General features: G+C 65.2%; 26 protein-coding genes. 13 read left to right on the top strand and 13 right to left on the bottom strand.

Features of this window, described 5'->3' with window-relative positions; genetic code table 11:
* The first annotated feature begins 123 nt into the window (after positions 1–123).
* The 3 genes from AC1L6K_RS00260 to AC1L6K_RS00250 are packed head-to-tail and all read left to right on the top strand — an operon-like array spanning position 124 to position 1582.
* Positions 124–642: an RNA polymerase sigma factor gene (locus AC1L6K_RS00260; RefSeq protein WP_480952659.1), complete on the top strand. Its 519-nt coding sequence runs from the start codon at positions 124–126 to the stop codon at positions 640–642.
* A complete protein-coding gene (locus AC1L6K_RS00255; RefSeq protein WP_480950755.1) occupies positions 633–1247 on the top strand; it encodes an Asp23/Gls24 family envelope stress response protein in 615 nt (204 codons plus the stop codon). The genes AC1L6K_RS00260 and AC1L6K_RS00255 overlap by 10 nt, the downstream gene beginning before the upstream one ends.
* Positions 1244–1582 (top strand): hypothetical protein, encoded by a 339-nt coding sequence (locus tag AC1L6K_RS00250; protein WP_480950754.1) that lies wholly within the window; start codon positions 1244–1246, stop codon positions 1580–1582. The genes AC1L6K_RS00255 and AC1L6K_RS00250 overlap by 4 nt, the downstream gene beginning before the upstream one ends.
* 37 nt (positions 1583–1619) lie before the next feature.
* On the opposite strand, the gene AC1L6K_RS00245 is transcribed toward AC1L6K_RS00250, so the two are convergent.
* Entirely contained in the window at positions 1620–2546 is a 927-nt protein-coding gene (locus tag AC1L6K_RS00245; protein ID WP_480950753.1) for a pseudouridine synthase, read from the bottom strand.
* A gap of 91 nt (positions 2547–2637) precedes the next feature.
* Between AC1L6K_RS00245 and AC1L6K_RS00240 the strand changes: the two genes are divergently transcribed.
* A complete protein-coding gene (locus AC1L6K_RS00240; RefSeq protein WP_480950752.1) occupies positions 2638–3291 on the top strand; it encodes a hypothetical protein in 654 nt (217 codons plus the stop codon).
* On the opposite strand, the gene AC1L6K_RS00235 is transcribed toward AC1L6K_RS00240, so the two are convergent.
* Positions 3277–3804 (bottom strand): GNAT family N-acetyltransferase, encoded by a 528-nt coding sequence (locus AC1L6K_RS00235; RefSeq protein ID WP_480950751.1) that lies wholly within the window; start codon positions 3802–3804, stop codon positions 3277–3279. The two genes, AC1L6K_RS00240 and AC1L6K_RS00235, sit on opposite strands and share 15 nt — an antisense overlap.
* Before the next feature lie 80 nt (positions 3805–3884).
* On the opposite strand from AC1L6K_RS00235, the gene AC1L6K_RS00230 reads away from it, so the two are divergent.
* From AC1L6K_RS00230 to AC1L6K_RS00220, 3 genes are read left to right on the top strand one after another with little or no spacing between them, the layout of a single operon-like run.
* Entirely contained in the window at positions 3885–4316 is a 432-nt protein-coding gene (locus AC1L6K_RS00230) for a GNAT family N-acetyltransferase (protein WP_480950750.1), read from the top strand.
* A complete protein-coding gene (locus AC1L6K_RS00225) occupies positions 4313–4936 on the top strand; it encodes a maleylpyruvate isomerase N-terminal domain-containing protein (protein ID WP_480950749.1) in 624 nt (207 codons plus the stop codon). Before AC1L6K_RS00230 ends, AC1L6K_RS00225 begins: the two co-directional genes overlap by 4 nt.
* Positions 4937–4973: 37 nt before the next feature.
* Positions 4974–5429, top strand: a complete 456-nt coding sequence (locus tag AC1L6K_RS00220) for an SRPBCC family protein (RefSeq protein WP_480950748.1) — start codon at positions 4974–4976, stop codon at positions 5427–5429.
* Positions 5430–5454: 25 nt separating this feature from the next.
* Here AC1L6K_RS00220 and AC1L6K_RS00215 read toward each other — a convergent pair whose 3' ends face one another.
* Both AC1L6K_RS00215 and AC1L6K_RS00210 read right to left on the bottom strand, forming a co-directional pair.
* Positions 5455–5997: a GNAT family N-acetyltransferase gene (locus AC1L6K_RS00215; protein WP_480950747.1), complete on the bottom strand. Its 543-nt coding sequence runs from the start codon at positions 5995–5997 to the stop codon at positions 5455–5457.
* Positions 5998–6006: 9 nt separating this feature from the next.
* Entirely contained in the window at positions 6007–6417 is a 411-nt protein-coding gene (locus AC1L6K_RS00210; RefSeq protein ID WP_480950746.1) for a hypothetical protein, read from the bottom strand.
* A gap of 388 nt (positions 6418–6805) precedes the next feature.
* Here AC1L6K_RS00210 and AC1L6K_RS00205 point away from each other — a divergent pair, with 388 nt between their 5' ends.
* From AC1L6K_RS00205 to AC1L6K_RS00190, 4 genes are read left to right on the top strand one after another with little or no spacing between them, the layout of a single operon-like run.
* Positions 6806–7927 (top strand): Gfo/Idh/MocA family protein, encoded by a 1122-nt coding sequence (locus AC1L6K_RS00205; RefSeq protein ID WP_480950745.1) that lies wholly within the window; start codon positions 6806–6808, stop codon positions 7925–7927.
* Positions 7928–7956: 29 nt separating this feature from the next.
* On the top strand, positions 7957–8910 hold the full coding sequence (locus tag AC1L6K_RS00200) for a DUF6807 domain-containing protein (RefSeq protein WP_480950744.1): 954 nt from the start codon (positions 7957–7959) through the stop codon (positions 8908–8910).
* Positions 8911–8912: 2 nt separating this feature from the next.
* Entirely contained in the window at positions 8913–9650 is a 738-nt protein-coding gene (locus AC1L6K_RS00195; RefSeq protein ID WP_480950743.1) for a cupin domain-containing protein, read from the top strand.
* Positions 9651–9686: 36 nt separating this feature from the next.
* Positions 9687–10712: a LacI family DNA-binding transcriptional regulator gene (locus AC1L6K_RS00190; protein WP_480950742.1), complete on the top strand. Its 1026-nt coding sequence runs from the start codon at positions 9687–9689 to the stop codon at positions 10710–10712.
* A 118-nt stretch (positions 10713–10830) separates the two neighbouring features.
* Here the strand turns inward: AC1L6K_RS00190 and AC1L6K_RS00185 are convergent, their stop codons facing one another.
* A complete protein-coding gene (locus tag AC1L6K_RS00185; RefSeq protein ID WP_480950741.1) occupies positions 10831–11643 on the bottom strand; it encodes a DNA-formamidopyrimidine glycosylase family protein in 813 nt (270 codons plus the stop codon).
* Positions 11636–16516 (bottom strand): ATP-dependent helicase, encoded by a 4881-nt coding sequence (locus AC1L6K_RS00180; protein WP_480950740.1) that lies wholly within the window; start codon positions 16514–16516, stop codon positions 11636–11638. Before AC1L6K_RS00180 ends, AC1L6K_RS00185 begins: the two co-directional genes overlap by 8 nt.
* A gap of 289 nt (positions 16517–16805) precedes the next feature.
* Here AC1L6K_RS00180 and AC1L6K_RS00175 point away from each other — a divergent pair, with 289 nt between their 5' ends.
* On the top strand, positions 16806–17294 hold the full coding sequence (locus tag AC1L6K_RS00175) for a hypothetical protein (protein WP_480950739.1): 489 nt from the start codon (positions 16806–16808) through the stop codon (positions 17292–17294).
* A 23-nt stretch (positions 17295–17317) separates the two neighbouring features.
* On the opposite strand, the gene AC1L6K_RS00170 is transcribed toward AC1L6K_RS00175, so the two are convergent.
* On the bottom strand, positions 17318–17701 hold the full coding sequence (locus AC1L6K_RS00170; RefSeq protein WP_480950738.1) for a DUF4232 domain-containing protein: 384 nt from the start codon (positions 17699–17701) through the stop codon (positions 17318–17320).
* A 22-nt stretch (positions 17702–17723) separates the two neighbouring features.
* On the opposite strand from AC1L6K_RS00170, the gene AC1L6K_RS00165 reads away from it, so the two are divergent.
* On the top strand, positions 17724–18008 hold the full coding sequence (locus AC1L6K_RS00165) for a hypothetical protein (RefSeq protein WP_480950737.1): 285 nt from the start codon (positions 17724–17726) through the stop codon (positions 18006–18008).
* A gap of 245 nt (positions 18009–18253) precedes the next feature.
* Here the strand turns inward: AC1L6K_RS00165 and AC1L6K_RS00160 are convergent, their stop codons facing one another.
* From AC1L6K_RS00160 to AC1L6K_RS00135, 6 genes are all read right to left on the bottom strand, one after another.
* Positions 18254–18964, bottom strand: a complete 711-nt coding sequence (locus AC1L6K_RS00160; RefSeq protein ID WP_480950736.1) for a YcnI family copper-binding membrane protein — start codon at positions 18962–18964, stop codon at positions 18254–18256.
* Positions 18965–19036: 72 nt separating this feature from the next.
* The gene (locus AC1L6K_RS00155; RefSeq protein WP_480950735.1) at positions 19037–19693 is read right to left on the bottom strand and encodes a hypothetical protein; all 657 of its coding nucleotides are present in this window, start codon (positions 19691–19693) and stop codon (positions 19037–19039) included.
* Positions 19694–19771: 78 nt separating this feature from the next.
* Positions 19772–21484 (bottom strand): sensor histidine kinase, encoded by a 1713-nt coding sequence (locus tag AC1L6K_RS00150; RefSeq protein WP_480950734.1) that lies wholly within the window; start codon positions 21482–21484, stop codon positions 19772–19774.
* Positions 21475–22215 carry a response regulator transcription factor gene (locus tag AC1L6K_RS00145; RefSeq protein WP_480950733.1) on the bottom strand — a complete coding sequence of 247 codons (741 nt, stop codon included), beginning with the start codon at positions 22213–22215 and terminating at the stop codon, positions 21475–21477. The genes AC1L6K_RS00150 and AC1L6K_RS00145 overlap by 10 nt, the downstream gene beginning before the upstream one ends.
* 150 nt (positions 22216–22365) lie before the next feature.
* Positions 22366–22506: a hypothetical protein gene (locus AC1L6K_RS00140; RefSeq protein ID WP_480950732.1), complete on the bottom strand. Its 141-nt coding sequence runs from the start codon at positions 22504–22506 to the stop codon at positions 22366–22368.
* Between the two features lie 168 nt (positions 22507–22674).
* Positions 22675–22908 (bottom strand): hypothetical protein, encoded by a 234-nt coding sequence (locus AC1L6K_RS00135; RefSeq protein WP_480950731.1) that lies wholly within the window; start codon positions 22906–22908, stop codon positions 22675–22677.
* Positions 22909–24313 lie beyond the last annotated feature (1405 nt).

Here is a 24313-nt window from a genome sequence, read left to right as displayed (position 1 = left end):
TGCCGGCCATTGGTGCGTATAGGCTCAGCGCCAGATGCCTTCCATGGCTTTGAAACGAAAGGGCGCAAGCCGGTGAAACAACTGCAAGACCTGCCACACAAGCTCGCCGACGCTCCCGATCAAATGTTGGCCGAACGGGCCGCCGACGGCGATGTTGCAGCCTTTGAAACGCTGGCCCGCCGGCACGGGCCGCTCATGCGCGCCTACGCCCGAAGGCTGGCCCGTTCCTTTGACGAGGCCGACGACGTCGTCCAGGAAGCGCTGGTCACGGCGTGGAAGGACATCGGGGCGCTGCAGGACGGGGCCGCCGTGAAGGCCTGGCTGATGCGCATAGTGGGACACCGTGCCGTTGACGCCGGCCGGCGCCGCAAAACCCACGACAACCTCGATGACCAGGCGGACCCCGCCGACCGAAAACCCACCCCGGAGCAGGCAGCAGTCGCCGGGTCGGCACGTTTGGCCTTGAACCAGGCCTTGGCCCGACTGCCCGAGGAACAGCGACGATGCTGGGTCCTGAAGGAATTTGGCGGTCAGTCCTATGACGAGATCGCCGGGGCGCTGGGCATCAGCGCCGCCAGCGTGCGCGGCCGGCTGGCCAGGGCACGAAACACGCTTGTGAAGGAAATGGAGGAATGGCGATGAACCCCACGCACGATTGCGGCCGGCGCATCGAAGACCTCAGCGACTATCTCGACACCGGTGTCTCTGCCGATTCGGGGCACATTGAGCACTGCCCGCAGTGCCAAGCGAGGCTTGCCGGGCTGCGCAGCCTGAGCGCCGCGGCACTGGATCTAATGGTCGACGACGTGGCTTCCGCAGGTGCCGATGGTGCCGGCTGGTTGGATGGCATGCTGGCAAACCTGCGGATGGAAACCCGAGCCGGACGCGCCATTCCGCTCAGCGGCGGCCCATTGGACGAGCTGACCGAGACCGAGGGGGCCGTCATCGCCATGGTTCGATCCGTTGGCGACTCACTCGGTGGAGTATTGATTGGCCGTTGCCGTCTCGATGGCGACGTCAGTGTGGCGGGGGCGCCTGTGGAGGTGCACATCAACGTCTCGGCACGGTACGGGTATCCGCTGCCGTCGCTGGCGCAGGAATTGCGGGATGCGGTGTCGGCCGAGCTGTTGGTGCACACTGAACTGAATGTGGTGGCAGTGCATGTGGCGTTTACCGACCTGCGGCCGCCGCTGGAAGACATGAGCGGCGTGATTGAGTCCGATGTGACCGGGGAGGAACGGCCATGAGCCTTGAAAATCAGATTCGCGAGCGGGTGCTGGAGATGGAGGGGGTCGGCGCCGTGTATTCGGCAGATCCGTTGTGGCTGACCGCGGCGAAGATGCTGGGTGCATTGGTGGGTTCCGGCGACTCCGCGGGTGCTGTGCCATTTGTGGTGTGTGTCGAAGATGAGATTGAGGGCCGTTCCTTGCTGACAGTCAAGGTACGCATCGGTACCGATGGTTCGGTGCCTTCACCGGCCCTGGCCCGAGCCGTTGCAGCCGAGATTCGTGCGTTCGCCTCGGGGCATCGCCCCGGCACTGACGTCAAGGCCGTCGTGGAGATTGCCGCCATCGGCCTCTAGGGCGCCGCCGCTGGCGCCGGTCGCCGCGAGTCGAGGCCTACTGGTGGTTTGGGAACTCCGACAGTTCCAATTTTGAGGAGTACTTCACGGGCTCGCGCGTCAGCGGGTCCGTGAAGGAAATGCTGTGGGCCAGCAGCTGCAGGGGTTTGGTGTAATCGTCCGGAGCCTGGTCAAACAGCACCGGGTAGAACGAGTCGTTGAGGATTCCGATTCCCTGTGAGGCCAGGTGCACGCGCAATTGATGCGTTTTGCCGGTGTGCGGTTGCAAGTCATACAGGCCCAGCGTCTGGCCTGACCCGGCGTCAACCCGGGTGTCCATAAGCTCAACGCGTGTTTCGGCGTTGGGCTCGCCCTCGATTTCCTGCGCCAACAAATAAGTGCGGGACTTGATCATGCGGCTGCGTATCACCAGCGGCAATTCCAGGTCCGCACGGACGGGTGCGACGGCCCGGTACGTTTTTTCGATGCGCCGTTTTTCAAAGAGCAGCTGGTACTTGCCGCGGGTTTCCGGATTGGCCGAAAACAGCAGCACGCCCGCCGTCATGCGGTCCAAGCGGTGGATCGGGACAAGATCCGGCAGCTCAAGAAGCACCCGCAGGCGAACCAGGGCCGATTCCTGCACATACATGCCGCCGGGGGTGGTGGGCAAAAAGTGCGGCTTGTCCACGACCACCAGGTCTTTATCCTGATGCAGGATGGACAGTTCCACGGGCAGGCGATTTTCCACAGGGAGTTCGCGGTAGTACCAAATGAACATGTGTTCGTTCAGAGTTGTGGCGGGTGTGACGATTTCCCCGTCCAGGGCCCGGACCTCGCCGCGTTCAAACCTCTCGACGATGCCGGCCGGGTCGACGTGGCCGAACTTCTCCAGCACAAACTCCATGGCCGTGGCCCAGGGGCCTTCGTCAGGTATTCGCACGCGGGTCGCATTGACGCCATTGCGCACGGGAAGGGGAGATTTCATCACCTCTCAAGGGTACCGACGGTTCCCTGCCGGGCAGACCAGCCCGGGTCGGCAGGGTAGGCTGGCCCCACTACCGTCGAAGGGACGCGTCTTGCCCGGTTCGTTTGGCCCGCTCATCCGCCGCCGTGCAATGTTGGCGGGTGCCGCCGTCGTGCTTGGGGCAGCGCTTGGCGGCTGCGGATTCACCGTCCGCAGAACCAGCGGCCCGCCCAGTTTTCCAGCAGGGGAGCTGGTGGACAACGGGGAGTTTTCCACCCTGGACGAGTTGGGGATCGCCAGGGCAAAGGCCTCGAAATCGTTGCGGCTGGATTTTCGCGGGGGCACCATTGCCAAGTCCGACGTCGGCCTGCCGGACTCATCCTACGGCCCCGACGTGGTTGCCACCGACGGTGAGAAACTGCGACTGAGCATCCGGGGCACCGGCGGAACCCTCGAAGCGGAAACGGATCACGTCCGCTTCTTCACCACCGACACCAGCCCGGTACTGACAGCCGTGACCTACTTCCTCACGGCCGAAACGCTGGCCGGGTATGAGCAACTGCTGCGGGATGCCGTGCATGAATACGGTCTGGATCCGGAGGCCGTTGAACGCTGGGTCGAGGAAACCCGAAGCGATCAGGGCGGCAAGTCCAGCTATGCCATTGGAGTTGGCTCCGCCAAAGGCTTCGACGTCGGATACGATCTGCGTTACGACGGTGGCAAGGAAATCCAGGTCATCATTGTGAACGTTTCAAAGCTGTCCTGATGCCCCAACGCCGATGGACCGGGGCCGGACCGGCTGGCCAAGGTCCCTGATCATGCGCTGCTCGGTTCGTCCGGAGGAATCGTCGTGTTGCAGCCGGCCGGTGTCGCTGAATCCGGCTCGCCTGTAGACGCTGATGGCGCGCTCGTTGTCGCTGATGACCCACAAATCCACGGTTGTGCGGGAGATGTCCCGGGCGTGGTTTTCAACGCTGGCAAGCAGGGCTTCTGCCACACCGCTGCCCCACGCATCCGGTGCCACGGCAAGGTAGAAGATTTCCAACGATTCGTCACGGGGCGCAAATAGTGTGAAGCCCGCAAAGCTGTCACCCCGGGCGGCCAGAATCAACCCGGAACCCGCAAGCTCGAGCCGCCGCAGGATCCCGGGAAGTGCTGCCTCAACGGTGTCGGGTTCGGGGTTTTGGTCGCGACGCGCCTTGGCGAGAGCCCAAATCCGGGCGGCCTCGCGGGCAGCCCCGGGTTCGCGATTGGTGGTCAGTTTCAGTGGGGCGGTCACGTCAATATCGTGCCACAAGAGTTCCGGGGTGAACGCGGGAACGCGGCCTTCAGCCGGCGAAATAATGAAAGACTTGGGCCATGAGCTCCTTGGCTGCCTTTGAATTGATCGACGAACCACCTGCCCTTGACGATTATCTTGACTTGCGCAGGGACGCCGGCCTGTCGCAAAAGACCCGCCAACAGGGTGCCGGGGCACTCGCAGGAAGCTGGTTCTTTTGCCACGTTCGGGACCTGGCAAGCGGCCGGACAGTGGCCATGGGCAGGGTGATCGGTGACGGCGGATGGTGCTTTCACATTGCGGACATGGCGACATCGCCGGAATTTCAAGGCAGGGGACTGGGCAGGCTTGTCATGGACACGTTGGTGGCCCACATCCGTGGGACGGCACCGGAGAACCCCTACATCACGCTGATCGCCGATCCTCCGGGCAGGCGGTTGTATGAGCAGGCAGGCTTCACGGAAATCACCCCTTCACGCGGGATGGAACTGCCCTGGGTGCGTGCCTCATGAATCTTGAAAACAATCCAGAACGTGCTTCCCAGCTGTGCACGGAGGCGCAGGCACGCCTTTTGAGCAGGGTTGGGGCGCTGACGGATGAGGATGTCCGGACGCCGAGCCGCCTTCCCGGCTGGAGCATCGGCCACGTCCTGACCCACTTGGCACGGAACGCCGATGCACATGCAAGGCGTCTGGCCGGCGCAATTCGAGGTGAGGATGTTCCCAAGTACGAAAGTGGTGCGGACCAGCGCGCCGCAGAGATCGAAGCGGGTGCCGGCCGGTCGGCCAAGGAGATCATGGCGGACCTTGAAAGCAGTTGTGCGGATCTCGAGCAGGTCTTCGCCGCGTGCTCCGCAGCAGGGTGGCCCCATGGAGACCTTCTTGGCGGCGGGGATTACGGCGTCGCTGGATGCCCGGCCCACCGGCTGCGCGAAGTTGAGATGCACCATGTCGATCTGGGTCGTGGCTATGCACCTGCGGACTGGCCCGATGAATATGTGGCCTGGGATCTGCCGGTGTTGCTCGACACCGTCCCCGAACGGATTGGATCAGCCAATGATCGACGGTGGCTGATGGCGTGGCTGGCCGGCCGCGGATCGCTGGACACCACCCCCACGTTGGGGCCGTGGTGATTCGGGTGAAGCACCTGCCGGCTGGGATGCTTTGACCATGGCAGTCTCCTTCGAGTGCACGACGCGGACCAGCATCCCCAAAGCTCAGCTGTTCGACCTTGCCCGCAGCATTGACGCCCACACCGAATCGATGGCCCGCTCCCGGGACCAGGCTGTTGGCGGTGTCACCTCCGGCCTTATTTCCTTGGGCGAGGAAGTGACGTGGCGGGCATGGCATTTCGGTGTGCCGCTGCGCATGACGAGCCGGATCACGCGGATGGAAGCACCCGACTATTTCATTGACGAGCAGGTCAAGGGACCGTTCCGGCGGTTCCGGCATGTCCACGAGTTCAGCGACGGTGCTGGCGGGACCGCCATGATCGACCGCATCGAGTTCCAGGCTCCGTTTGGTGCCGTGGGGCGGCTGGTGGAGAAGCTTGTCCTGGCCCGCTACCTGCAGAAGCTGATTGAGGTGCGCAACCGGCACCTCGTGGGGGATCCCGGCCACGGCTGATGCGCGCTGGTGGACGGACCCCGCCTTAGGCGTGAATGTCTTCCCATTCGAATTCGGTGACAGTGCCGCTTTCCCAGTCCTGCCGCAGGATCGCATACGCGATCGAGGCGAGGTGGCCGCCGTCGTCGGTTGGCCAGGCCAATCGGTAGTGGGCCTCCTTCAGGAAGCCGGCACGGATGAAGGTCTTGCGCATCGCGATGTTGTCTTCCCGCGTCTGGCCCTCGAGGCGCATGGCCTCGGGCATGGACGTGAAGACCAGGTTGCACAGGGCACGGAGCACGTCCAGGCCAAGGCCCCTGCCCCGATGGGATTCCGCCAGCCGCAGGTCAAAAAGCGGGGAACCGTCTTCCTGGAGGTCCTCCAGCGCGGCCAAGCCGATGCGCATGCCACTGTTCAGGACCCAGTAGCCCTGGGTGTCCGCGTTCCAGAACCTCCCGTTTTCGATGCGTTTGTGAATATCGCGGGCGTCCGGTGCGGACTGGACATGAAAGGGGAACCGGTTGGACGACAGGAAAGCAACGACGTCGTCGGTGTCCCCTGGCGTCATGGTGATGAATTCGATGGCCATGCTCGCAGCCTAGCTGACTGCCTTTTTGAGCAGCGCAACCACTTCCTTTTGATCGGCGGCAGTGAGCTTGGTGACGGCAAAAGAGCTCGGCCAGAAGTTGCCCTCGTCAAGATTTGCGTCAGACTGGAAACCGATGGTGGCGTAGCGAACCTTGAACTTGGCCGCGCTTTGAAAAAACACGACGACCTTGCCTTCGGCGTTGGTGTATGCCGGCATGCCGTACCAGGTCTTCGCACCCAGGCTGGTGTGCTTCTTGACCAGTCCGTGGAGGGTCTCGGCCAGTTCCTTGTCGGTGCCGCTCATGCCGGCGATTGCGGTGAGGCATGCTTCCTCGAGGTCGGCACCCATTTTCGCCGCCTTGGCCTCGGCAGCTGCTGCCCGCATGGCAGCCTTTTCCTCTTTGCTGAACGTCGTGTTCACGGACTTGTCCTTTCGATTGCTTTCGGGGAGCTGCTCTTGGTCAACCACTCTAGGCGGGACCAACAGGGCGTGCTTCTTTGATCCTGCTCGGCTTGATATTCATGGCCGGAGGCTGGCCATAAAGCGGGACTGGCGCCGCTGAACCCCTGTTGGTGGGTGGCGCCGGTGCCCGAGGGGATCAACTGGATCGTCGGGACCCTCGTGGAAACTATCAGAGAATTATGTTTACTTTCTTGATGAAAAGTTATTGACTTTCAGCCTTAATGATCCATAGCGTTGATGAACAATGGGTTCCATCCCAAGTATTTCACTGGAAACTACTGCTTCCCTATGGATAGTTTCGTAGATTTCGATGACCAAACGCACCTGCAAAGACGGAGAGAGTTTGATGAGGAAGTACAAAATAGCCTTGGTGGGCACCGGCGGGATTGCTGCCATCCATGCTTCCAACCTGGCCCAGGCCGGCAATCGTGCGGAGCTGGTTGCCGCCTGCGACGTGGACGAGTCAAGGCTTGCGGCCTTTGCTGACGACCACGGGATTGCGGGCCGGCATCAAAGCCTCACCCAACTGTTGGCGGAGGCGAAGCCGGACATTGTCCACCTTTGCACACCGCCCATGCTGCACATCGACCAGGCCATCGAATGCCTCCAAGCCGGCGTGCATGTCCTCTCTGAAAAGCCCCCGGCACTGAACCTGGCGGACTTTGACCGGCTGAATGCCGCGCAGGCCATCGGCGGTGCACAGTTCTCGTGCGTCTTCCAGCACCGTTTTGGCGATGCCGCCGCAGCAGCCCAGGCGCTCGTTGGGCGCAGGGATTTTGGCCGGCCGCTCGTGGCCCGCTGCGACACCCTCTGGTACCGTCCGGACGGTTACTTTGACCTGCCATGGCGCGGAACCTGGGACGCCGAAGGCGGCGGCCCCACCATGGGTCACGGCATCCACCAGTTCGACCTGTTGCTGCACCTCCTGGGTCCGTGGCAGGAGGTCACGGCCATTGCCTCCAGGCAGGCCCGGGCAACCTCCACGGAGGATCTGTCCGCGGCACTGGTCAGATTCGAAAATGGCGCGGTGGCAACCGTCATCAACTCCCTGCTTTCCCCGCGCGAAACCTCCGAAATCCGGATCGACTGTGAGTTCGCAACTGTGGAGCTCAGCCACCTGTACGGCTATGCCACGGACAACTGGACGGTGACAGCGGCACCCGGCCACGAGGACGCAGTCTCCGAAGCCTGGGAAGGACAGCCGCTGGGACGCGGCAGCGGCCACACGGCCCAATTCCTTGCCATGTACGATGCGCTGGATGCTGGCAGGCCGCTTCCCGCCGGGGCTGATTCGGCACGCCAGACCCTGGAACTCGCCGCCGCCATCTACGCCTCCGCATTCACCGGCGGGCCCGTCCGCCGCGGTGACATTGTTCCCGGACATGCGTTTTACTCCGGAATGGACGGTGGCGGCCTGGGCACACGCGTGTTGGCTGCAACAGCCCTTTCCGCACCTTCCCCCGCCTGATCCAGCGCCGCTACCCACAGGAGACTGCCATGACCAACGCCGCTACAACCCTTTCAACTTCCACGAAACTCAGTTTTGCCGATGACGGAGCCGCCCTGACCTTTAGTGCCGGCGGCCGGCAAATCGCCATCTACACCTACCGCCCCACGGACGCCCAATACGAAAGCCCCCGCCCCTACTTCCACCCGCTGACCACCCTGGGTGGCGACGAGGTGACGATCTTCCGGCCATGGGACCACGTGTGGCACAAGGGGCTCTCCCTTGCACTGCCCAACGTGGGCAAGGACAACTTCTGGGGTGGTGCCACCTACACCCGGGCCACCGGGTATGCGGACCTGGACAACAACGGCGCCATGCACCACGAAGCCTTCAGCGCCATCGACGAGCGTGGCGCGGGAATAACGGCGGCCGAGGACCTGGTGTGGAGTTCCCAGGACGGAACGCCTGTCATTGCTGAGAAACGGCGCTTCAACATCCAGCTCCTCGATGTCCCGGGATCCTCGGCCTGGGCACTGCTTTTCGAGACTGAAATGAGCAATATTTCGCCTACGGGGATCAGCATTGGAAGCCCCACCACCGAGGGGCGGGACAACGCCGGTTACGGCGGACTGTTTTGGCGCGGTCCCCGCTCCTTCACAGGCGGCCGGTTCCGGTCCGCCTCCGGAACCGGGGAAAACGAGCTCATGGGCACCCGCTCGGAATGGCTCGCCTTTACAGGCCGCCATGACGACAGCTGCAACTTCTCCACGATCACCTTCGTCGAGGACGGCAGCAACCCGGGGGCGCCGAACCAGTGGTTCGTCCGTTCTTCCATGTTTGCCTGCCTCGGCTCGGCGCCCTTCTTCAGCGAGGAAGTTCTGCTGCAGGCAGGCAACGCGCTCACGTACCGCTACGCCGTCGTGATTTCCGACGGCCAGGTTGACCAGGAAACCGCGGTCGCGCTGGTGGCGGCAGCCAAGGCTGCCCTCGGCGGCTGGGCCTGATCGTGGCCGCCACGGATTTTCCGGGTGCCATCGCCATCTCGGAGGTCAGCATTTATGACTGGCCCGCAGCGGACGGCGTGGCCGGTGGCACCCCGCATCTGCACACCGCGTCCGCGGAAGCGTATGTCGTGCAGCACGGAAGGGGCCGGCTGGAGACACTTGATTCACGCGGATTCACTTCCTCGCCGCTGGAGCCCGGGGTTGTGCTCTGGTTTACTCCCGGGACTATTCACCGGGCTGTCAACGATTCGTCCGATCTGCGGGTTCTGGTCCTCATGCAAAACGCGGGCCTGCCGGAGAACGGCGACGCCGTGATGACGTTTCCGCCAGCCCACCTGGTCGATGCTGCAGCGTACAGGCGCACGGCGGCCCTTGAACCCAGCGACGCCGACGGCGGGGATCCGGACGCGGAAGCTGCCGCCCGCCGTCGGCGTGATGTGGCCTTGACAGGCTACTTTGCGCTCAAGGAGGCTGTGCAGGAATCGGGGCCTGGAGCCCTGTCGGAGTTCCATGCGGCGGCAGCGAAATTGGTGCGCGGCCGCACCGCCGAGTGGCAGGAAATGTTGGCCGAGGGGGCGGCGCGGCAGGCCGCAACGACAGCTCATCAGTTGCAGTCTCTTGAAGGCTCCGAAAGTTTCTATATGCAGGAAGCCCGGACTACCATGGGGCAACGGAAAGCTAACAGAATTTACGGCATGTGCGGGCGCATCCAAACATGGGGACTTTGCGGAAACGATTAAGGCAGGGGAACTCCCTGTTAGTGAGAAGGGGCATCCATGGCCAGCAAGCAACAGACCGGACGCGCAACCATCAGCGAGATCGCCCAGGAGGCCGGCGTCTCGGTCCCAACCGTCTCCAAGGTGCTTAACGGCCACGCCCAGGTGGCAGCCGAAACACGGGCCCGGGTGGAAGAGATCATTGCGCGGCGCGAATATGTGCGCCGCCCGGCCAAACGACGGAAAAAAGCCGGATTGATTGACCTGGTGTTCCCGGGGCTGCACAGTGAATGGGCGCTGGACATCATCGAGGGGGTGGAGCGCGTAGCCCAGGAAGCCGGGTACGGCACGGTCGTGAGCAGCTTGTCGCTGGACGGCTCCAGAATTCGGCCCTGGCTGGCCAACATCGCGGAGCGCAAGTCGGACGGACTGCTTATGGCGGTGTATGAGCTGAACCCCAAGCAGATCCAGCGCATCAAGTCACTGGGCATCCCGGTGGTGTTGATTGACCCGGTGGGCCAGCCGGGACCGGACCTGATGACGGTGGGTGCGGCGAACTGGGACGGGGCGTACTCGGCCGCGGAGCACCTGCTGTCGTTGGGGCACCGCCGGATCGGCATGATCGGGGGGCGCCCGGGCCTGCAGTGCAGCAGCGCACGGGAGGACGGCCACCTGGCAGCCCTGCGGCGTGCCGGCATCCCGATGGATCCGGCGTTGATCGTTCCCGGCGACTTCTCCATCGAGGCCGGCGAGGCCGGAACACGGAAGCTCCTTGAGCTGCCGGACCGTCCCACGGCAATCTTCGCCGGCAATGATGAACAGGCCCTGGGCGCCTACCGGGCAGCACGCAAGGCCGGCCTGAGCATTCCCGAGGACTTGAGCATCATCGGTTTCGATGACATCAGTGCCGCCGACTGGATCGAGCCGGGGCTGACCACCATCCGCCAGCCCGTGGTCCAGATGGCCGAAACAGCCATGCGTGCCCTGCTCCGGCACTTGGACGGGGACGAGGACCTGCCCCAGCGGATCGAGCTCGGCACCGAACTGGTTGTCAGGGGTTCGACGGCGGCACCACCGAAGCGCTAGCGTCCGGCGGGCTGTCTTGACGGGGCGGATCCCGCCGGGGCGGTTCCCGCCGGGGCGGATCCTGCCGGGGCGGATCCCAGCGGGCCGGCATGACCTGGCCGCGCCGTGGCCGCCGTCCCTAAACGCCGCCCTGGCAGCGCGGGCACCAATAAATGTCCCGCGCCGCCCGGGCAGGGAACGCCGGATCAGCCAAGGTGGCGTGCCGAATCAGCGACCCGCAGCGCTTGCAGGGTTTGCCGGCCAGCCCGTACACCCACACTGAAGCGTCGCCCCGCGCCGGGCCGCCGGTGGTTGAGCGCTGCGCCCGGTCCTTGTTGGCCTCCAACAGCCGCTTGGCCAGGTCGACCATCCGGGGCAGCTCCGGCACCTGCGCCACCGTGGCGGCTGGGTGCACGCGGCTGAGAAAACACAGTTCGTTGCGGTAAATGTTGCCAATCCCGGCAAGGTTGCGCTGATCCAGCAGCGCCAGGCCAATGGCCCGCCCCGGCTCGGCCAGCAGTCGGTGCAGCGCCTTGTCAGCATCCCAGTCCGGACCCAGCAGATCCGGCCCAAGATGTCCGACGGCGTCAGCCGCCAGCGCGGCCGGCAGAACTTCCAGCGTGCCCAGCGAAAAGCCCACCGCCGTGGCCTGCCGAGTGTGCAGGACCACCCTGGCCGTAAAAGCCGGCCGCCGCCAGCGTGGGGCCCGGCCGCCGGGGTCGACGGGATAAACATCCCAGTGCCCCTCCATGGCCAGATGTGAATGAATGACGTGCCCGCCCACAACCATGAGCAGGTGCTTGCCCCGGGACTGGACGCTGGACACCACAGACCCGGCCAGGTCCAGCGTTGCGTGCGCGGGCACCCTGAAATCGCTGGCGGTGAGCAGCTGGCCCTCAAGGGCGGCCCGCAAATCCCGGGCCTGCCGCCAGACAGTGTCCCCTTCAGGCACGGATCCGCACTCCCCGCGGTGAACTGTACGCACCGGCGGACATCAGGGCCGCCGCCAGGGGCGTGCCCAGAATATCCGCACCGTTGACCTTTTCAATGGCCATCTTGTCGATGCCGCCGCGCTTGACCACCCGGACCAGGGCCGCGCCCGCAAGTGCCACAACGGTGTCGTCGCCGCTAAAGCACAACAGCGTGCGGCCGCCGCGCTCCACATAGAGAACCAGTTCGCCGTCGACCATCACCACCAGGGCGCCCGCCTTGCGCCCGGGCCGGTGCCCTGATTCCAGCGGCGGCCAGGGCAGGGCTGCGCCGTACGGGTTGGCCGGGTCCGTGGCGGCCAGGGCCAGGGACTGCGGCTCCCGCACCTGCAGCGCGGCGTCCTCGCTGAAGGTGCGCAGCCGGTCGACGGTGGCCGGAACGGCAAATTGCGCCGCCCCCAAATGCTCAATGAAGTAGCCGCGGCGGCACTTTCCGCTTTCCTCCAGCCGGGCCAGGACCTTGTACATCAGCCCGAAGCCGCCGGGCAGGCCGTGGTTCATGACCGAGCCGCGCGTCACCACGCCGTACCTGTCAAGGAACAGCTCGGCCAGGGCGTGGCCGCGCAGGGTGGCCTGGGTGCTGGCGCCGGCCTCCTCACGAGGGGCGGCAACGGGCAGCAGGCTCCACCGGCCCGCACCCAGCGGCGGCGCACCTCGCTGCACGCCTGCGGCCCGGCCCGGCAACCGGCCGTACCGCCCGGACCGGCCGGGGCGCAGCCGTGACGGCGGAGCTTTTTGTTTGTGCGCCGTGTGCCCGCCAGCCAGCAGGGCCCGGACGGGTGAAAAAGTGTCATTGCCGAGCAGGCCGGCCCACAGCAGATCCCACAGGGCAGCCGTCAGATCGGCGTCGGAGACCACCAGGTCCGGGCCGTCAGCCGTCATTTCCCGCAGCTGGTGGAAGAAATACGCGCCGCCGTTCCCCAGCACCGCCAGCACCCGCTGCTGCAGTTCGCCCGGGGTGAAGTCCGTACTGGGCTGAAGCGTCAGTTCCGCCGATTCCGCAATGTGCAGGCTCAGCCAGCCGTCATTGGAACCGATGGAACCGGCGCCTGAAACGAGCACCTCGCCGGTCGCTGTCAGCTCATCAAGCATGGCGGGGGAGTAGTCGGCGACCCGCACGGCCAGCACCAGGGGCTCCCACGCCGACGCCGGAATCGGAACCCCTGCCAGTTGGTCAACCACTGTCAGCACGCCGTCCAGTCCGCGCAGCGCCGGCGCATTGGACGCGGTCGTGACGTGCTGCCAGGCAGGCAGGAACCGCCCGAACGTGCCGGCATCAACGGGTTCCACCTCGGCCCGCAACGCGGCGAGGGACCTGCTGCGCAACTGTCGGAGCACCTGGACATCGCACCACTCCGAGGAACTGGGGACTTGCGAGATTGGGGAGGAGCCCGGGACAGCCCGGTTGGGCAAAAACTCACCCTCGGTGACGCGCTTGTCGGCAGCCAGCCGGGCCAGTCCGGAACGCACGACGGCGACACCGAGTCCCAGCCGCACGGCGGCTTCCGCTGCCGTGAAGGGGCCGTGGGTGCGGGCATAACGGCCGAGCAGGTCCCCGAGCGGATCGGCGACCGGTTCAATGAACGCCAGCGGCACCCCCATCGGCAGCGGGATGCCGAGGGCGTCGCGCAGCCGGGCCGCATCCTCGATGGCAGCGAAGCGTTCCTCGCCCGCCATGTTGACCCGCAAGGCCCGGTTGGCGGCGACCAGCCCGGCCAGGTGCGCCGCGGCGGTGGCCAGGTGGCCGGCGTCGTCCGTCTCCGGGGTGGTTGCAGGGGCGGGCCCGGCAGCAACGGCCGTACCGGCAGCAACCTCAGCAACGGCGGGGACAAGCCTGGCCGCCACTTCGGCCACGGTGAGCGGGCCCAGCAACCGCAGCAAATCCGCCACCCCTTCCATGCCACGGGCGCGGCGGTCGCTGTCCTTGCCGGCGCCGGCCAGTCGTTGGAGCTGGGCCTCCGTGGCGGCGATGACTGCGGGGTCAAGGAGTTCGCGCAGCTCGGCCCGGCCCAGCAGCTCGTCCAGAAGTGCCGGATCCAGGGACAGTGCGGCGGCACGGCGCTCGGCCAGCGGGGAGTCGCCCTCATAGAGAAACGACGCCACATAGCCAAACAGCAGGGACCGGGCGAAGGGCGAGGGCTCGCTGGTGGTGGTCTCCACCAGGCGCAGCTCGCGCCGCTCGATCGAGGCGGCAATGTCCTTCAGCGCGGGGAGGTCGTACACGTCCTGCAGGCATTCGCGCACGGTCTCGAGCACGATCGGGAACTGCGGGTACTTCCGGGCCACATCCAGCAACTGGGCCGAACGCTGCCGCTGCTGCCACAGGGGCGAGCGCTTGCCCGGGTTCTGCCGCGGCAGCAGCAGCGCGCGGGCGGCGCATTCACGGAAACGGCTGGCAAACAGGGCCGAGCCGCCCACCTCGGCGGTGACGATGCCGTCCAGTTCCTCGGCGTCAAACATGAACAAATCAGCCCCGGGCGGTTCATCGTCCATGAGGGGCACGCGCAGCACGATGCCGTCGTCGGAGGCCATGGCGGAGCCGTCCAGTCCGTAGCGTTCGTGCAGGCGGGCGGCCACGGCGAGGGCCCATGGGGCGTGGACGGGCATGCCGAAGGGGCTGTGCAGGACCACGCGCCAGTCGCCGAGCTCGTCATGGAAGCGTTCCACCATGAGGGTTTTGTCATCGGGGACCTGCGTGGTGGCGGCCTTTTGCTCGTCGAGGTAGCCGAGGAGGTTGTTGGCAGCCCATTCGTCCAGGCCGGTGGCGGTGCACCGGGCCAGGGCTTTCTTCCGCGGGGCCGCGCTGACCTCGCGGATGAAGGCGCCCAGGGCGCGGCCAAGTTCAACCGGCCTGCCGAGGGAGTCGCCCTTCCAGAACGGCAGCTTGCCGGGCTGGCCAAACGCGGGGGTGACCAGGACCCGGTCAAAGGTGATGTCCTCGATTTTCCAGCTGGTGGCGCCGAGCGCGAAGACGTCGCCCACCCGGGATTCGTACACCATCTCCTCGTCGAGTTCACCCACGCGGCGCCCGCCCTTGGCGGCCTTTCCGGCGGCTCTCGGCTCCTCCGAGCCAACAATGAATACGCCAAACAAGCCCCTGTCGGGAATGGTCCCGCCCGAGGTGACGGCCAACCGCTGTGCGCCGGGGCGGCCGGTGATGGTGCCTCCCGTCCGGTCCCAAATGATGCGCGGGCGCAGCTCGGCAAACTCGTCGGAAGGGTAGCGGCCGGCGAGCAGGTCCAAGGTGGCGTCAAAGGCGGACCGCGGCAGGGCGGTGAAGGGGGCACTGCGCCGCACGGTCTCAAACCACGCATCGACATCCAGCGGCTCCAACGCCGTGGCAGCCACGGTTTGCTGGGCCAGGATGTCCAGCGGGTTCGCCGGGATGGACAGCGGCTCAATTTCCCCGGCCAGCATCCGCTCGACAGTCACCGCCGCATGCAGCAGGTCGGCCCTGTGCTTGGGGAACAGGATTCCCTCGGAAATCTCGCCCACCTGGTGCCCGGCACGCCCGACGCGCTGCAGGCCGCTGGCCACCGACGGCGGCGATTCCACCTGGATCACCAGGTCCACGGCACCCATGTCGATGCCCAGCTCCAGGCTCGAGGTGGCCACCACGGCACGCAGCCGCCCCGACTTGAGGTCGTCCTCGATCAGCGCCCGCTGCTCCTTGGACACCGAACCGTGGTGCGCCTTGGCCAGCACGTTCGGCGCACCCGCCACGGATCCGGCCTGTGCCATCATCTCCGCCGGCAGCCTGGCCGGGGACGGCGCGGCCCGCCACGGTTCCGCCGGGGAGGGTCCGACGTCGGACGCGCCACCTTCCAGCACAGCCCCACCGCCCAGCGCCGCAAGCTCCAGGCGCTCCGTGTAAATCTCATTGAGCCGGCCCGTGAGCCGCTCGGCCAGGCGGCGCGAGTTGGCGAAGATAATGGTGGATTTCTTCGCCAGCACGGCGTCCACGATCTTTTCCTCCACATGCGGCCAGATGGAGGCGTTGGGTGCCAGCCCGGATGCGGGGCCCAGATCGTGGGCGGCGGCCAATGCGGGCAGTTCCGTCATGTCGGCGACCGGGACTGTGACGGACAGGTTCCAGGTCTTGGTGCTGGCCGGGGCCACGATCGTGACAGGGGCGTTGCCGCCCAGGAACCGGGCCACGGTGGAGTGCGGCTCCACGGTGGCTGAGAGGCCGATGCGCTGGGCGGGCGAATGCAGCAGGGCGTCGAGCCGTTCCAGGGAGACGGCCAGGTGGGCTCCCCGCTTGGTGCCGGCGACGGCGTGGACCTCGTCAATGATGACGGTGTGCACATCCGTGAGCGTTTCCCGGGCCTTGGACGTCAGCATCAGGTACAGCGATTCCGGCGTGGTGATCAAAATGTCCGGCGGATGGCTGAGCAGGCGTCGTCGTTCGTTCGTGGGGGTGTCCCCGGAACGCACCCCCACGCTGACGTGCGGGGCGTCCAGGCCCAGGCGGGCGGCGGTTTGGGTGATGCCGATCAGGGGCGCGCGCAGGTTTCGTTCGACGTCGACGCCCAGGGCCTTGAGCGGTGAAATGTACAGTACGCGGGTGCCAATTTTCCTGCGGGGGTCCGTCCCGGAAGCGCCCGCTCCGGTGCTGAGGCCGTCGAGCGCCCAGAGGAAGGCGGCGAGGGTTTTTCCGGAACCGGTGGGTGCCACCACGAGGGAGTGGGCCCCGCCGGCGATCGCCTCCCAGGCGCCCGACTGGGCCGGGGTGGGGGCGCCAAACGCGCCGAGAAACCATTCGCGCGTGGGTGCTGCGAATTGTTTCATGGCCGCTGCGGGCGTAGTTCCTTGCACGGCTCCATCATGCCGCATGCAACTGACATTGTGGCACTCGCGGGTCCGTCGAGGTGCCGGCCGGGAAGGCTCGACAGGCGTCACACCGCCGCCGGTGCCTGGGTGTCAGTGCCAAGCGGTAATCTTACTGGTAGGAGCGGCAAGGGTTGCCGGCGCCGGTCCGACACAAATGGTGTGCCCGGTCGGCCTCTCCCGCCATATTGGGATCGTTTGGGGGCTGGGCACGGTGCAAACACGGCACATTGGGAACAATTGGATTCCCTTGCTTGGCCTGTCATTGCTGTTTCTGTTTTCTGGTGCCATCAGCATGATGACCGCCCGGGGCAATGGCGCCGATGCGCGGTTCTTCCTGGTGGGTTCACTGCTCGTCGGCGGAATGAGCGCCGTCTGGCTGTGGCGGCACCCGTCGTGGTGGCTGGCCACGCGAAACCACTACCTTTATCTTGCAGGGGGCACCGCCTTGGGCATGGTCCTGGCTGCGCTCCTGCCATTTCTCAACGGTGCCGGGCCCTGGCTGGTCCTGGGCGCGGCACTCATTGTGTACGGCACGTTTGAACGGCTGCGGCTGCTTGTGACGGTGGGTGCGGCCGTCGCGATTACGGGCTTTCTAACGGCGGTCATCCACGCCGACGTCTGGGGCGGGGCCATGCACCTGTTGACGGCGGCGGTGCTGGCCTTTGCCGCCAACAAGCTGCACGTGTTGCGCCACGGCCGACGCCGGGAATCCCAGGACAGCGATCCCGGGTTCATCGGATCCTTTGAGGAATTCGACCCCGATGAGGCGTTGCGGCCGTAGCCGTCGCCCGGCCGGCACCGGCATTACGGCTGGAAGGCGCCAATTGTCAGCAGCTTGATGTCGGCGTTGCTGCATGCTGTCAATGGATGCGGGATCTCCAGGCTGTCGGTTGCGCTGGGCGGGTACACCAGGACTGAGTCCGCCTGCACATGCTGGCAGTCCTGGTAGTTGTCTGCCTGCGTGTAGTTCAGCACCGCCGCTGAGCTTTGCCCCGGTGCCAGCGTGATGGGCCCGCTGGAGGGCGCATTTGGATCGCGGTCCGCCGGAGCCCCAATCGGTTCGATGCTGCCGGCCGCGACCATGGAAACGCCCGGGTAGCCGTCAAGGATGCACTCGGTGTCGGAGCTGTTGGTCACCACGAGTTGCATGTAGATGTGCCCCGCTGCGCCGCCGCCTGAGTCATCCAAGGCACCCGCCAAGGAAGCTGCCGTGCACAAGGCCGGTTCCGTGGCTGCCGATGTACTGGGTGCGGGGGCGGCACTGCTTGGCGCTGCGGGTTCCGTGGACGACGGCGTCGCCCCGTTCCCGCCCGCAGGTGCGCTGGGGCTGGTGCTTGGACCCGCCGTCGAAGTGCTGGGGCTGGCGCTTGGGCTTGCCGTCGAGGTGCTGGCCGGGGACGAAGACTCCTGCGCCGTGGAACCTTGGGGACCGCAGGCGGCAAGCGACGCCCCCAGGCCGACGACGGCCGCCAGCGCAAACAGCTTGCCAAGGTGAAGTCGTCCGGCCGGGGTCCGCTGCGCAGTTGTCATAACCCCACTTTTGCGCTCCGGGGGTGCGGAGTCAACCTCCCCCGCGGCGGTGCCGCCGCCGGACTCTGCATCCCCGCCATAATCTGTGTGGCAGCCATTGGCCTGGAAAGGCTTTCTAGCGGCTTTTTCGTCCAACAACTGCCACATAGATCAAGGGGACGGATCACCGGCGGCGGTGCACCAGCGCGGAGGCCGGGGCCGCCGAACGGACTACGCCTTGCGTGAGGTGCGCAGGAACGCCCACCCGCCCAGGACCAGTCCGGCCAGCCCGGCACCCAAGCCAAGCCAGGCAGGCCAGTTGCTGCCGCCGTCGTCCGTGGCCGTTGAACCTGCCGCGGCGTCAGCTGAAGCGGCGGCGTGCGCGCCATGACCCGCATCTGCCACGGCCGGGGTGATGGTCAGTTCCGGGGCGGGTGCGTCCACGGAATCATGGTCGGCGCCGGCGGCGGGGATTTCCTTCCAGTCGGTCTGACCGGTCTCGCACTTTTGCAGGGTGGGGAAGTGCAAGGTGGTGCCGGCGGAGTCGGGGAGCTGCAGGGACAGGGTGAAGGTGTCGCGCTCGTGGTCGACCAGCGGCGTCTTCGCCGTGTAGGTGATGGACGCGGTGCGCTCGCTGACCTTGCTGCCGTTGGCCAGCGTGACAGGGGTGTCCAGCTTCTGCATCGACTTGCTGATGGTCCAGTTCGGGTTCACGGTGGGTGTGGCGTCGGTGAGTTCGTCCGGCAGTGTGATGGTCAGCGCCGTGGTGGACGAGCCGTCGCAGCCGTGGCCGACCGCGAACGTGACCAGCGAGTACGCGCCGGCAGCCGTTTCGGTGGGGGTGGCCGAGACGTGGGCGGACGCCGCGCCGAGGCCCAGCATCATCAGCCCGGCGGTGGTGCCGAGGGCTGCAGTGGTCTTGAGGGTACGGGAAAAACGCATGGGGAAACCTTTCGAACGCGCCAAAAGCGCAGGGGTACAGGGGTGGGCACCCTGCGACGAGTTCGAAGGGTGCTAGGCGAAAATTGCGCTGTGGGCCGGCGGGCCGCGGCGCGTGTCGGGCGGCAGATTGCGCCACGGCAGGCGGGGCAGGGGGCGCGGAATGATGCTGGGCCGTGCGGCTTTCACCGGCAACACAAGGACGACGGCGGCAGACCGGTAGAGCGGGCGCAGCCAGTTCGCGAGGGACCAGAGGGCGTTTTCGCCGTAGGCCAGCAGGCCGGCGGCGGCCAGGGTTGCGGCCGCGTGGGCTGCCAACATCCAGCCTGACATGTCCCCAGCATGGCCGACGTGGGCAAGACCCGGCGTGGCCAGCGACGTTGCCTGGGCCAGCATGGCGGAGGCATGTGCCTCGACCGACATGGACTGGTGGCTCATGGCCTCCGCTGCAGCCGATCCTGGTCCGGCGGCGACCCGGGCACCGTGGGACAGTGTTTCAAAACATTGGTGCAGGACAATCTGGCTGCTGGCCAGCAGGGCGGCCATGGCCGGGGGTGTCAGGCGGAATTTCGTGGCAACGCTCGAACACAGCAGGTGCAGCGCCAAAATGGCTGCCATGATTGCTGGAGCCGGAAGGGTGCCGCCGGCAAAAAGGTGCGCCCCGGCAGCCAGTCCGAAGACAGTGGCGCCCACCAAGGTGGTTCGGAGCAGCCTGAAGGGAGAATGCTGCATACTGCTCCCTTCGAATAGGCCAACGCTTCTAGCTTATCGAGGAAAAGCCGTTGTCCGCATCCGGGCGCGGACTTGACGTCACATGCGTGCCGGTGGTGGCGGCGGCTGTGCCGGGTGCAGGCGGGTGCTGGGCGTGTCCCCGGGCGGTGGCGGGGCGGTGCGCGGCTGAGGCACTGGCGTGTCCGCGTGCGTGACCGATGGCGTCTTCGCGGGCGTCGCGCCGGTGAACCGCGGCCGGCCCGCAACCGGCAGTTGCACGCTGAATGTGGTGTTGCCCGGCGTGCTGGCAACTTTCACTGTCCCGTGGTGCGCCCGCAGAATCCCCTGCACGATGCTCAGTCCCAGTCCGGTGCTGCCGGTGGTGCCGGTGCGGGCCTGGTCTGCGCGTGAAAACCTGTCAAAGATGATGTCCTGGAAAGCCGGGTCAATGCCGGGGCCGTCGTCGCTGACCTCCAGCAGGCAGCTGCCATCCGGTGCCAGGGACAGTTCTGCGTGGACGGCTGTCCCCGCCGGCGTGTGCTTGGCGGCGTTGCCGAGCAGGTTCAGCAGCACCTGGCGCAGTGCCGTGTCCTCACAGGTGACCTCCACCGGCTCATCGGGCACGGAAAAGCTCCACTGGTGGTCGGGCGTGGCCACCTGGACGTCGCGCACAGCCTCCATGACAAGCGGGCTCATGTTCACTGTGGTCGGGGCGCCCATGGTTGTCCCGGAGGATCCCGTCCCGTTGGCCGACTGCTGTGCCTCGTCCAGGCGGGCAAGGGTCAGCAGGTCCTCCACCAGCCGACTCATCCGCACCGACTGGTCCTGCACCCGGCCCAGGGCCGTTTGGCCGTCGGCGCTGAGCGGTTCGGTCATGGAGAGCAGCTCGGCGTAGCCGCGGATCGCCGTCAGGGGGGTGCGGAGTTCATGGCTGGCGTCGGCAACAAAACGGCGCAGCTTGGTTTCGCTGCGCTGCCTGGCCTCCAGTGCGTGGGAAACGTTGTCCAGCATGGCGTTGAAGGCGTTCCCCACGTTGCCCACTTCGGTGCCCGGGTGGGCCGCGGTGTCCGGGACCCGGGCACTGAGGGCGACCTCTCCGGCGTCGAGCCTGAGCGTTGAGACCTTCGTGGCAGTATCCGAAAGCTGGCCGAGCGGGCGCATGTTCCGGCGGATGATGGCGGTGCCGGCCCACCCCAGCGCCATGAGCCCGGCCAGCGAGACAAGCACGATGGAGAGGACCAGGGTGGAGAGGGTTTGGTCGGTGGCGGCCAGGGGGAGGCCCGTGATGAGGATATCGCCGCTGGGGACTGCCTCCGCCTGGACCCGGTATTTGCCGATTGACAGTGTCTGGCTGCTGAGGTCGCCGTTGGTTGAGAGGCCCGCGAGAATGTCGGCGTCGGCGGTGGTCAGTTGCTGGCGCGTGCCGGAGCTCGAAAGGATGCCTGCATAATGCACGACGCCGTTGCTCAGGACGGCGCTGAGCTGGCCGGCGCTGGTGGCACGGGCATTGAGGGGGTCGGGCAGGGGGCCGCCGCTGCCGGAGTCGGGGCTGGTGTAGAAGGCTGTGGTGCGCAGGGATGCCTGCTGCAGCGAGGCGTCGAGCTGGCTGTTCACCGTCATGCTCAGGGCCGCGTAGCTGACCATGCCCACGAGGGCGCAAATGACCGTCAGCAGGGCAAGCATGACGGCGACAAGGCGGGTGCTCAGGTGCCAGGTGCCCGGGTGCAGGAGTGTCTTGGCGCCGTGCCGGGGCGGCTTCGGTGCCGGGCTGCGTGGTGGGGCAGCGTTGGTCGCCGGGCGGTTTAGGGACATGGCTTGATCACATAACCGGAGCCCCTGACCGTGTGGATCATGGCTTCCTGGTCGACGTCGACCTTCTTGCGCAGGTAGGAAATGTAGAGCTCAACGATGTTGCTTTGGCCGCCGAAGTCGTAGTTCCAGACGCGGTCCAGGATGCGCGACTTGCTCAGGACGTGGCGGGGGTTTTCCATCAGGAACTTCAGCAGCTCAAATTCGGTGGTCGTCAGGGTGATGTCCACCCCTGCACGCTGCACGGCCTTGGTGTCCTTGTTGAGGGTCAGGTCGCCCACTGTCAGGAGCGCGAATTGCGGGGCCGTGATGCCGGAGCGCTGCACGATCCGGTGCAGCCGGAGCAGGACTTCCTTCATGCTGAACGGCTTGCTGACATAGTCGTCGCCGCCGGCCTGCAAGCCCGCCACCTTGTCGGTGGCCGCGTCCTTTGCGGTCAGAAAGAGGGCAGGCACTTCCGGGTAGATGTTGCGGATCCGTTGCAGCAGTTCGACGCCGTCCATGCCGGGCATCATGACGTCAAGGACCAGGACGTCGGGGATGAACTCGCGGGCGATCTTCAGGGCTGAAAAACCGTCGAGGGCCGTTTTCACTTCCCAGCCGGTTATTTCCAGGCCGCGGCGCATCAGGTCGGCCAACTCGGGTTCGTCGTCGACAACGAGGGCGCGGATGGGTTCACCGTCCGCCCGGGTGAGCTTGGGGAGGGCTGACGGTGCTGGGGTTGGAGTGGACATGTACCCATTCTCTGGCATCCGCCACGTTAGGGGCTGGGTGGTTGCTGGGAGTTTTCTGTGTCAGTGCGTGGAGGTGGCCGGTCCCTGGGGAGGTGAACCACAAAACGCCCATCGAAAACTCCGATGGGCGTTTTGCGGGGTGCTACATGCTTACAGGCCAAACCAGATCAGCAGGGCCAAGCAGATGATGCCGCCGCCCACTGTCCAAATGCCAATCAAGTTGCCGGCCAGGCCGCCACGATCCTCTTCCTGCACATGTGCTGCAGGCTTCTCATTTGTTTGGGTATCCAATGGGTTCCTTTGTTCGAAGGCCTCGACATCCGGGCCGGGATTGTCGTTGCTTTGGTGCCACGCTGGTGTGGTGCGCAACGGAAAAAGTTCGCCGAAGACATCGGCGGATATCTAAGCTTACCAATTGCGGCCAAACGGCCACTGAAGGGGAGGCCCGCTCGAAAGTTCCTAACGAGGCTCGCGGTAGTCGTGGAACTGCCGGTCCGCCACGGAGTTCGTGGAGTGGGCAGCCATTTCGACCTCGTCGCGGTGCTTTTTCCTGAGCTGGGATTCGTTGATGAGAATGGGAATTGCCGCCCACGCCAGGATGATGATTCGCTCCCAGGCCGGTACGTCAAGGAAAAAGATGACAACCACGGCAACGCAAAAGACGGCGGTGTTGATGTAGCGGAATTGAATCATGTGCGTTTTGTTGTCCCCAGGCCACTGTCCGAGGCCACGCAGCACTGCAAGGCCCCCTCAATGGACTCATGAAGGAGTGGCTCAGTCAACCAAACACTCCAAAGTCCATCCCAAAGGGCAGGGCCGCAGCCTGACTGCACCACGGTTTTCTGAGACGGTAGCCGGAAGTATGCACCACGACTGCTGTTAAAAGAGGAAAACCCCCGGACAACCGGGGGTTTTCATTGGCGGTGACGGTGGGATTTGAACTTTCGCAGAACCCCAAGTGGCAGACCCTGATCGTTGAAAAGACGTACTTTTGGGTATCTGTACATTTCTGCCAATTTCTGCCGATCATAAAAGATTGCGCTCATTTTGCGCTCGCATTCTCTGCCGCGAGGATGTGCCGGGTCTAGTGTCAGTGCCGGAAACGACGCGCCGGTGACGTGCGACACGCCAGGCCTTTATTTGTGGCTAAGTAGTCCACAGGCTGTGGATAGCATCGAATCTTTGTCCTAGAAATCAAGGAACTTCGAGGTACTGCCCTGTGGATGAACGGTGCGTAAAATGACATACTTGTAATACAACATGTAGTGGGGTGTTGGGGTGTCTGGCACTACATATAGACTTTGGGGGCAAGCAAGAACCCCGGTTGCACGTGTAGCCGAACAAGGTTCAGCAGGCGACCGGGGCTCTAGATATCTTGGCAGATGATTAGACCTTACAGCGAAGAAGACCGGCGGACTAAATGGTTCGAAGGTCCATTCGGTGGCATGTCCCTGTGCTTGCGGAATGGAAGTATCGACATGGCGAAGCCGCCGCTCAAACCAGGCAATGATGCACCTCGCACTGGGGCCTATGTTCAGACTGGGCCCCGCGGAGGGATCACGGACAGGGTAGTTCACTCAGACCGTGGGGAGACTCTGCCTCCGACTGAGAAGCCCGGACAGGGATATAAGCCGGTTCGCTAAGCATTGACTGACGGCGGCCCCTCCAAAACGGTGAGGCCGCCGTCGTCTCTCCGCTCCAATGGGATCGACTGCATTGGTATGTTGGCGTGAGTATTTGGGGCATTTGGCATGTGAGGACGCTTCGGCACCACTGTCCACGGCAGGCCCGTCGCCTAGATTCCATGATGATTCCAGTAGATTCCATGTGCATGAAAACATGGAATCAATGGAATCAACGGGCAAAAAGTGGAATCAACGGTGTATCTTCAGGATGGTGCTAAACATGGGTGAAGTCGTCCTCAACGATCGGCTCGACAGAGCTAGCGTTGATTCCAAAAAACACCGTTGATTCCAAATATATATATAGATTCCATATTTTTGCATACGGGAATCAACGTGGAATCAACATGGAATCTACCTACAGAGCCGGGATGGCTCAGACACATGCCTAGGGCCATGAACCCGCCCAGAAGCTA

The organism is Specibacter sp. BI4 (assembly GCF_056680095.1).
Note: the sequence above shows the minus strand (reverse complement) of the source record. Positions and strands in the feature narration are given on the sequence as shown.

What these genes read in the sequence shown, in the direction of transcription:
- AC1L6K_RS00260 (WP_480952659.1), top strand. Translation starts at nt 124, where the DNA reads ATGTTGGCCGAACGGGCCGCCGACGGCGATGTTGCAGCCTTTGAAACG.
- AC1L6K_RS00255 (WP_480950755.1), top strand. Translation starts at nt 633, where the DNA reads ATGGCGATGAACCCCACGCACGATTGCGGCCGGCGCATCGAAGACCTC.
- AC1L6K_RS00250 (WP_480950754.1), top strand. Translation starts at nt 1,244, where the DNA reads ATGAGCCTTGAAAATCAGATTCGCGAGCGGGTGCTGGAGATGGAGGGG.
- AC1L6K_RS00245 (WP_480950753.1), bottom strand. Translation starts at nt 2,546, where the DNA reads ATGAAATCTCCCCTTCCCGTGCGCAATGGCGTCAATGCGACCCGCGTG.
- AC1L6K_RS00230 (WP_480950750.1), top strand. Translation starts at nt 3,885, where the DNA reads ATGAGCTCCTTGGCTGCCTTTGAATTGATCGACGAACCACCTGCCCTT.
- AC1L6K_RS00225 (WP_480950749.1), top strand. Translation starts at nt 4,313, where the DNA reads ATGAATCTTGAAAACAATCCAGAACGTGCTTCCCAGCTGTGCACGGAG.
- AC1L6K_RS00220 (WP_480950748.1), top strand. Translation starts at nt 4,974, where the DNA reads ATGGCAGTCTCCTTCGAGTGCACGACGCGGACCAGCATCCCCAAAGCT.
- AC1L6K_RS00215 (WP_480950747.1), bottom strand. Translation starts at nt 5,997, where the DNA reads ATGGCCATCGAATTCATCACCATGACGCCAGGGGACACCGACGACGTC.
- AC1L6K_RS00205 (WP_480950745.1), top strand. Translation starts at nt 6,806, where the DNA reads ATGAGGAAGTACAAAATAGCCTTGGTGGGCACCGGCGGGATTGCTGCC.
- AC1L6K_RS00200 (WP_480950744.1), top strand. Translation starts at nt 7,957, where the DNA reads ATGACCAACGCCGCTACAACCCTTTCAACTTCCACGAAACTCAGTTTT.
- AC1L6K_RS00190 (WP_480950742.1), top strand. Translation starts at nt 9,687, where the DNA reads ATGGCCAGCAAGCAACAGACCGGACGCGCAACCATCAGCGAGATCGCC.
- AC1L6K_RS00180 (WP_480950740.1), bottom strand. Translation starts at nt 16,516, where the DNA reads ATGCGGCATGATGGAGCCGTGCAAGGAACTACGCCCGCAGCGGCCATG.
- AC1L6K_RS00175 (WP_480950739.1), top strand. Translation starts at nt 16,806, where the DNA reads ATGATGACCGCCCGGGGCAATGGCGCCGATGCGCGGTTCTTCCTGGTG.
- AC1L6K_RS00160 (WP_480950736.1), bottom strand. Translation starts at nt 18,964, where the DNA reads ATGCGTTTTTCCCGTACCCTCAAGACCACTGCAGCCCTCGGCACCACC.
- AC1L6K_RS00155 (WP_480950735.1), bottom strand. Translation starts at nt 19,693, where the DNA reads ATGCAGCATTCTCCCTTCAGGCTGCTCCGAACCACCTTGGTGGGCGCC.
- AC1L6K_RS00150 (WP_480950734.1), bottom strand. Translation starts at nt 21,484, where the DNA reads ATGTCCCTAAACCGCCCGGCGACCAACGCTGCCCCACCACGCAGCCCG.
- AC1L6K_RS00145 (WP_480950733.1), bottom strand. Translation starts at nt 22,215, where the DNA reads ATGTCCACTCCAACCCCAGCACCGTCAGCCCTCCCCAAGCTCACCCGG.
- AC1L6K_RS00135 (WP_480950731.1), bottom strand. Translation starts at nt 22,908, where the DNA reads ATGATTCAATTCCGCTACATCAACACCGCCGTCTTTTGCGTTGCCGTG.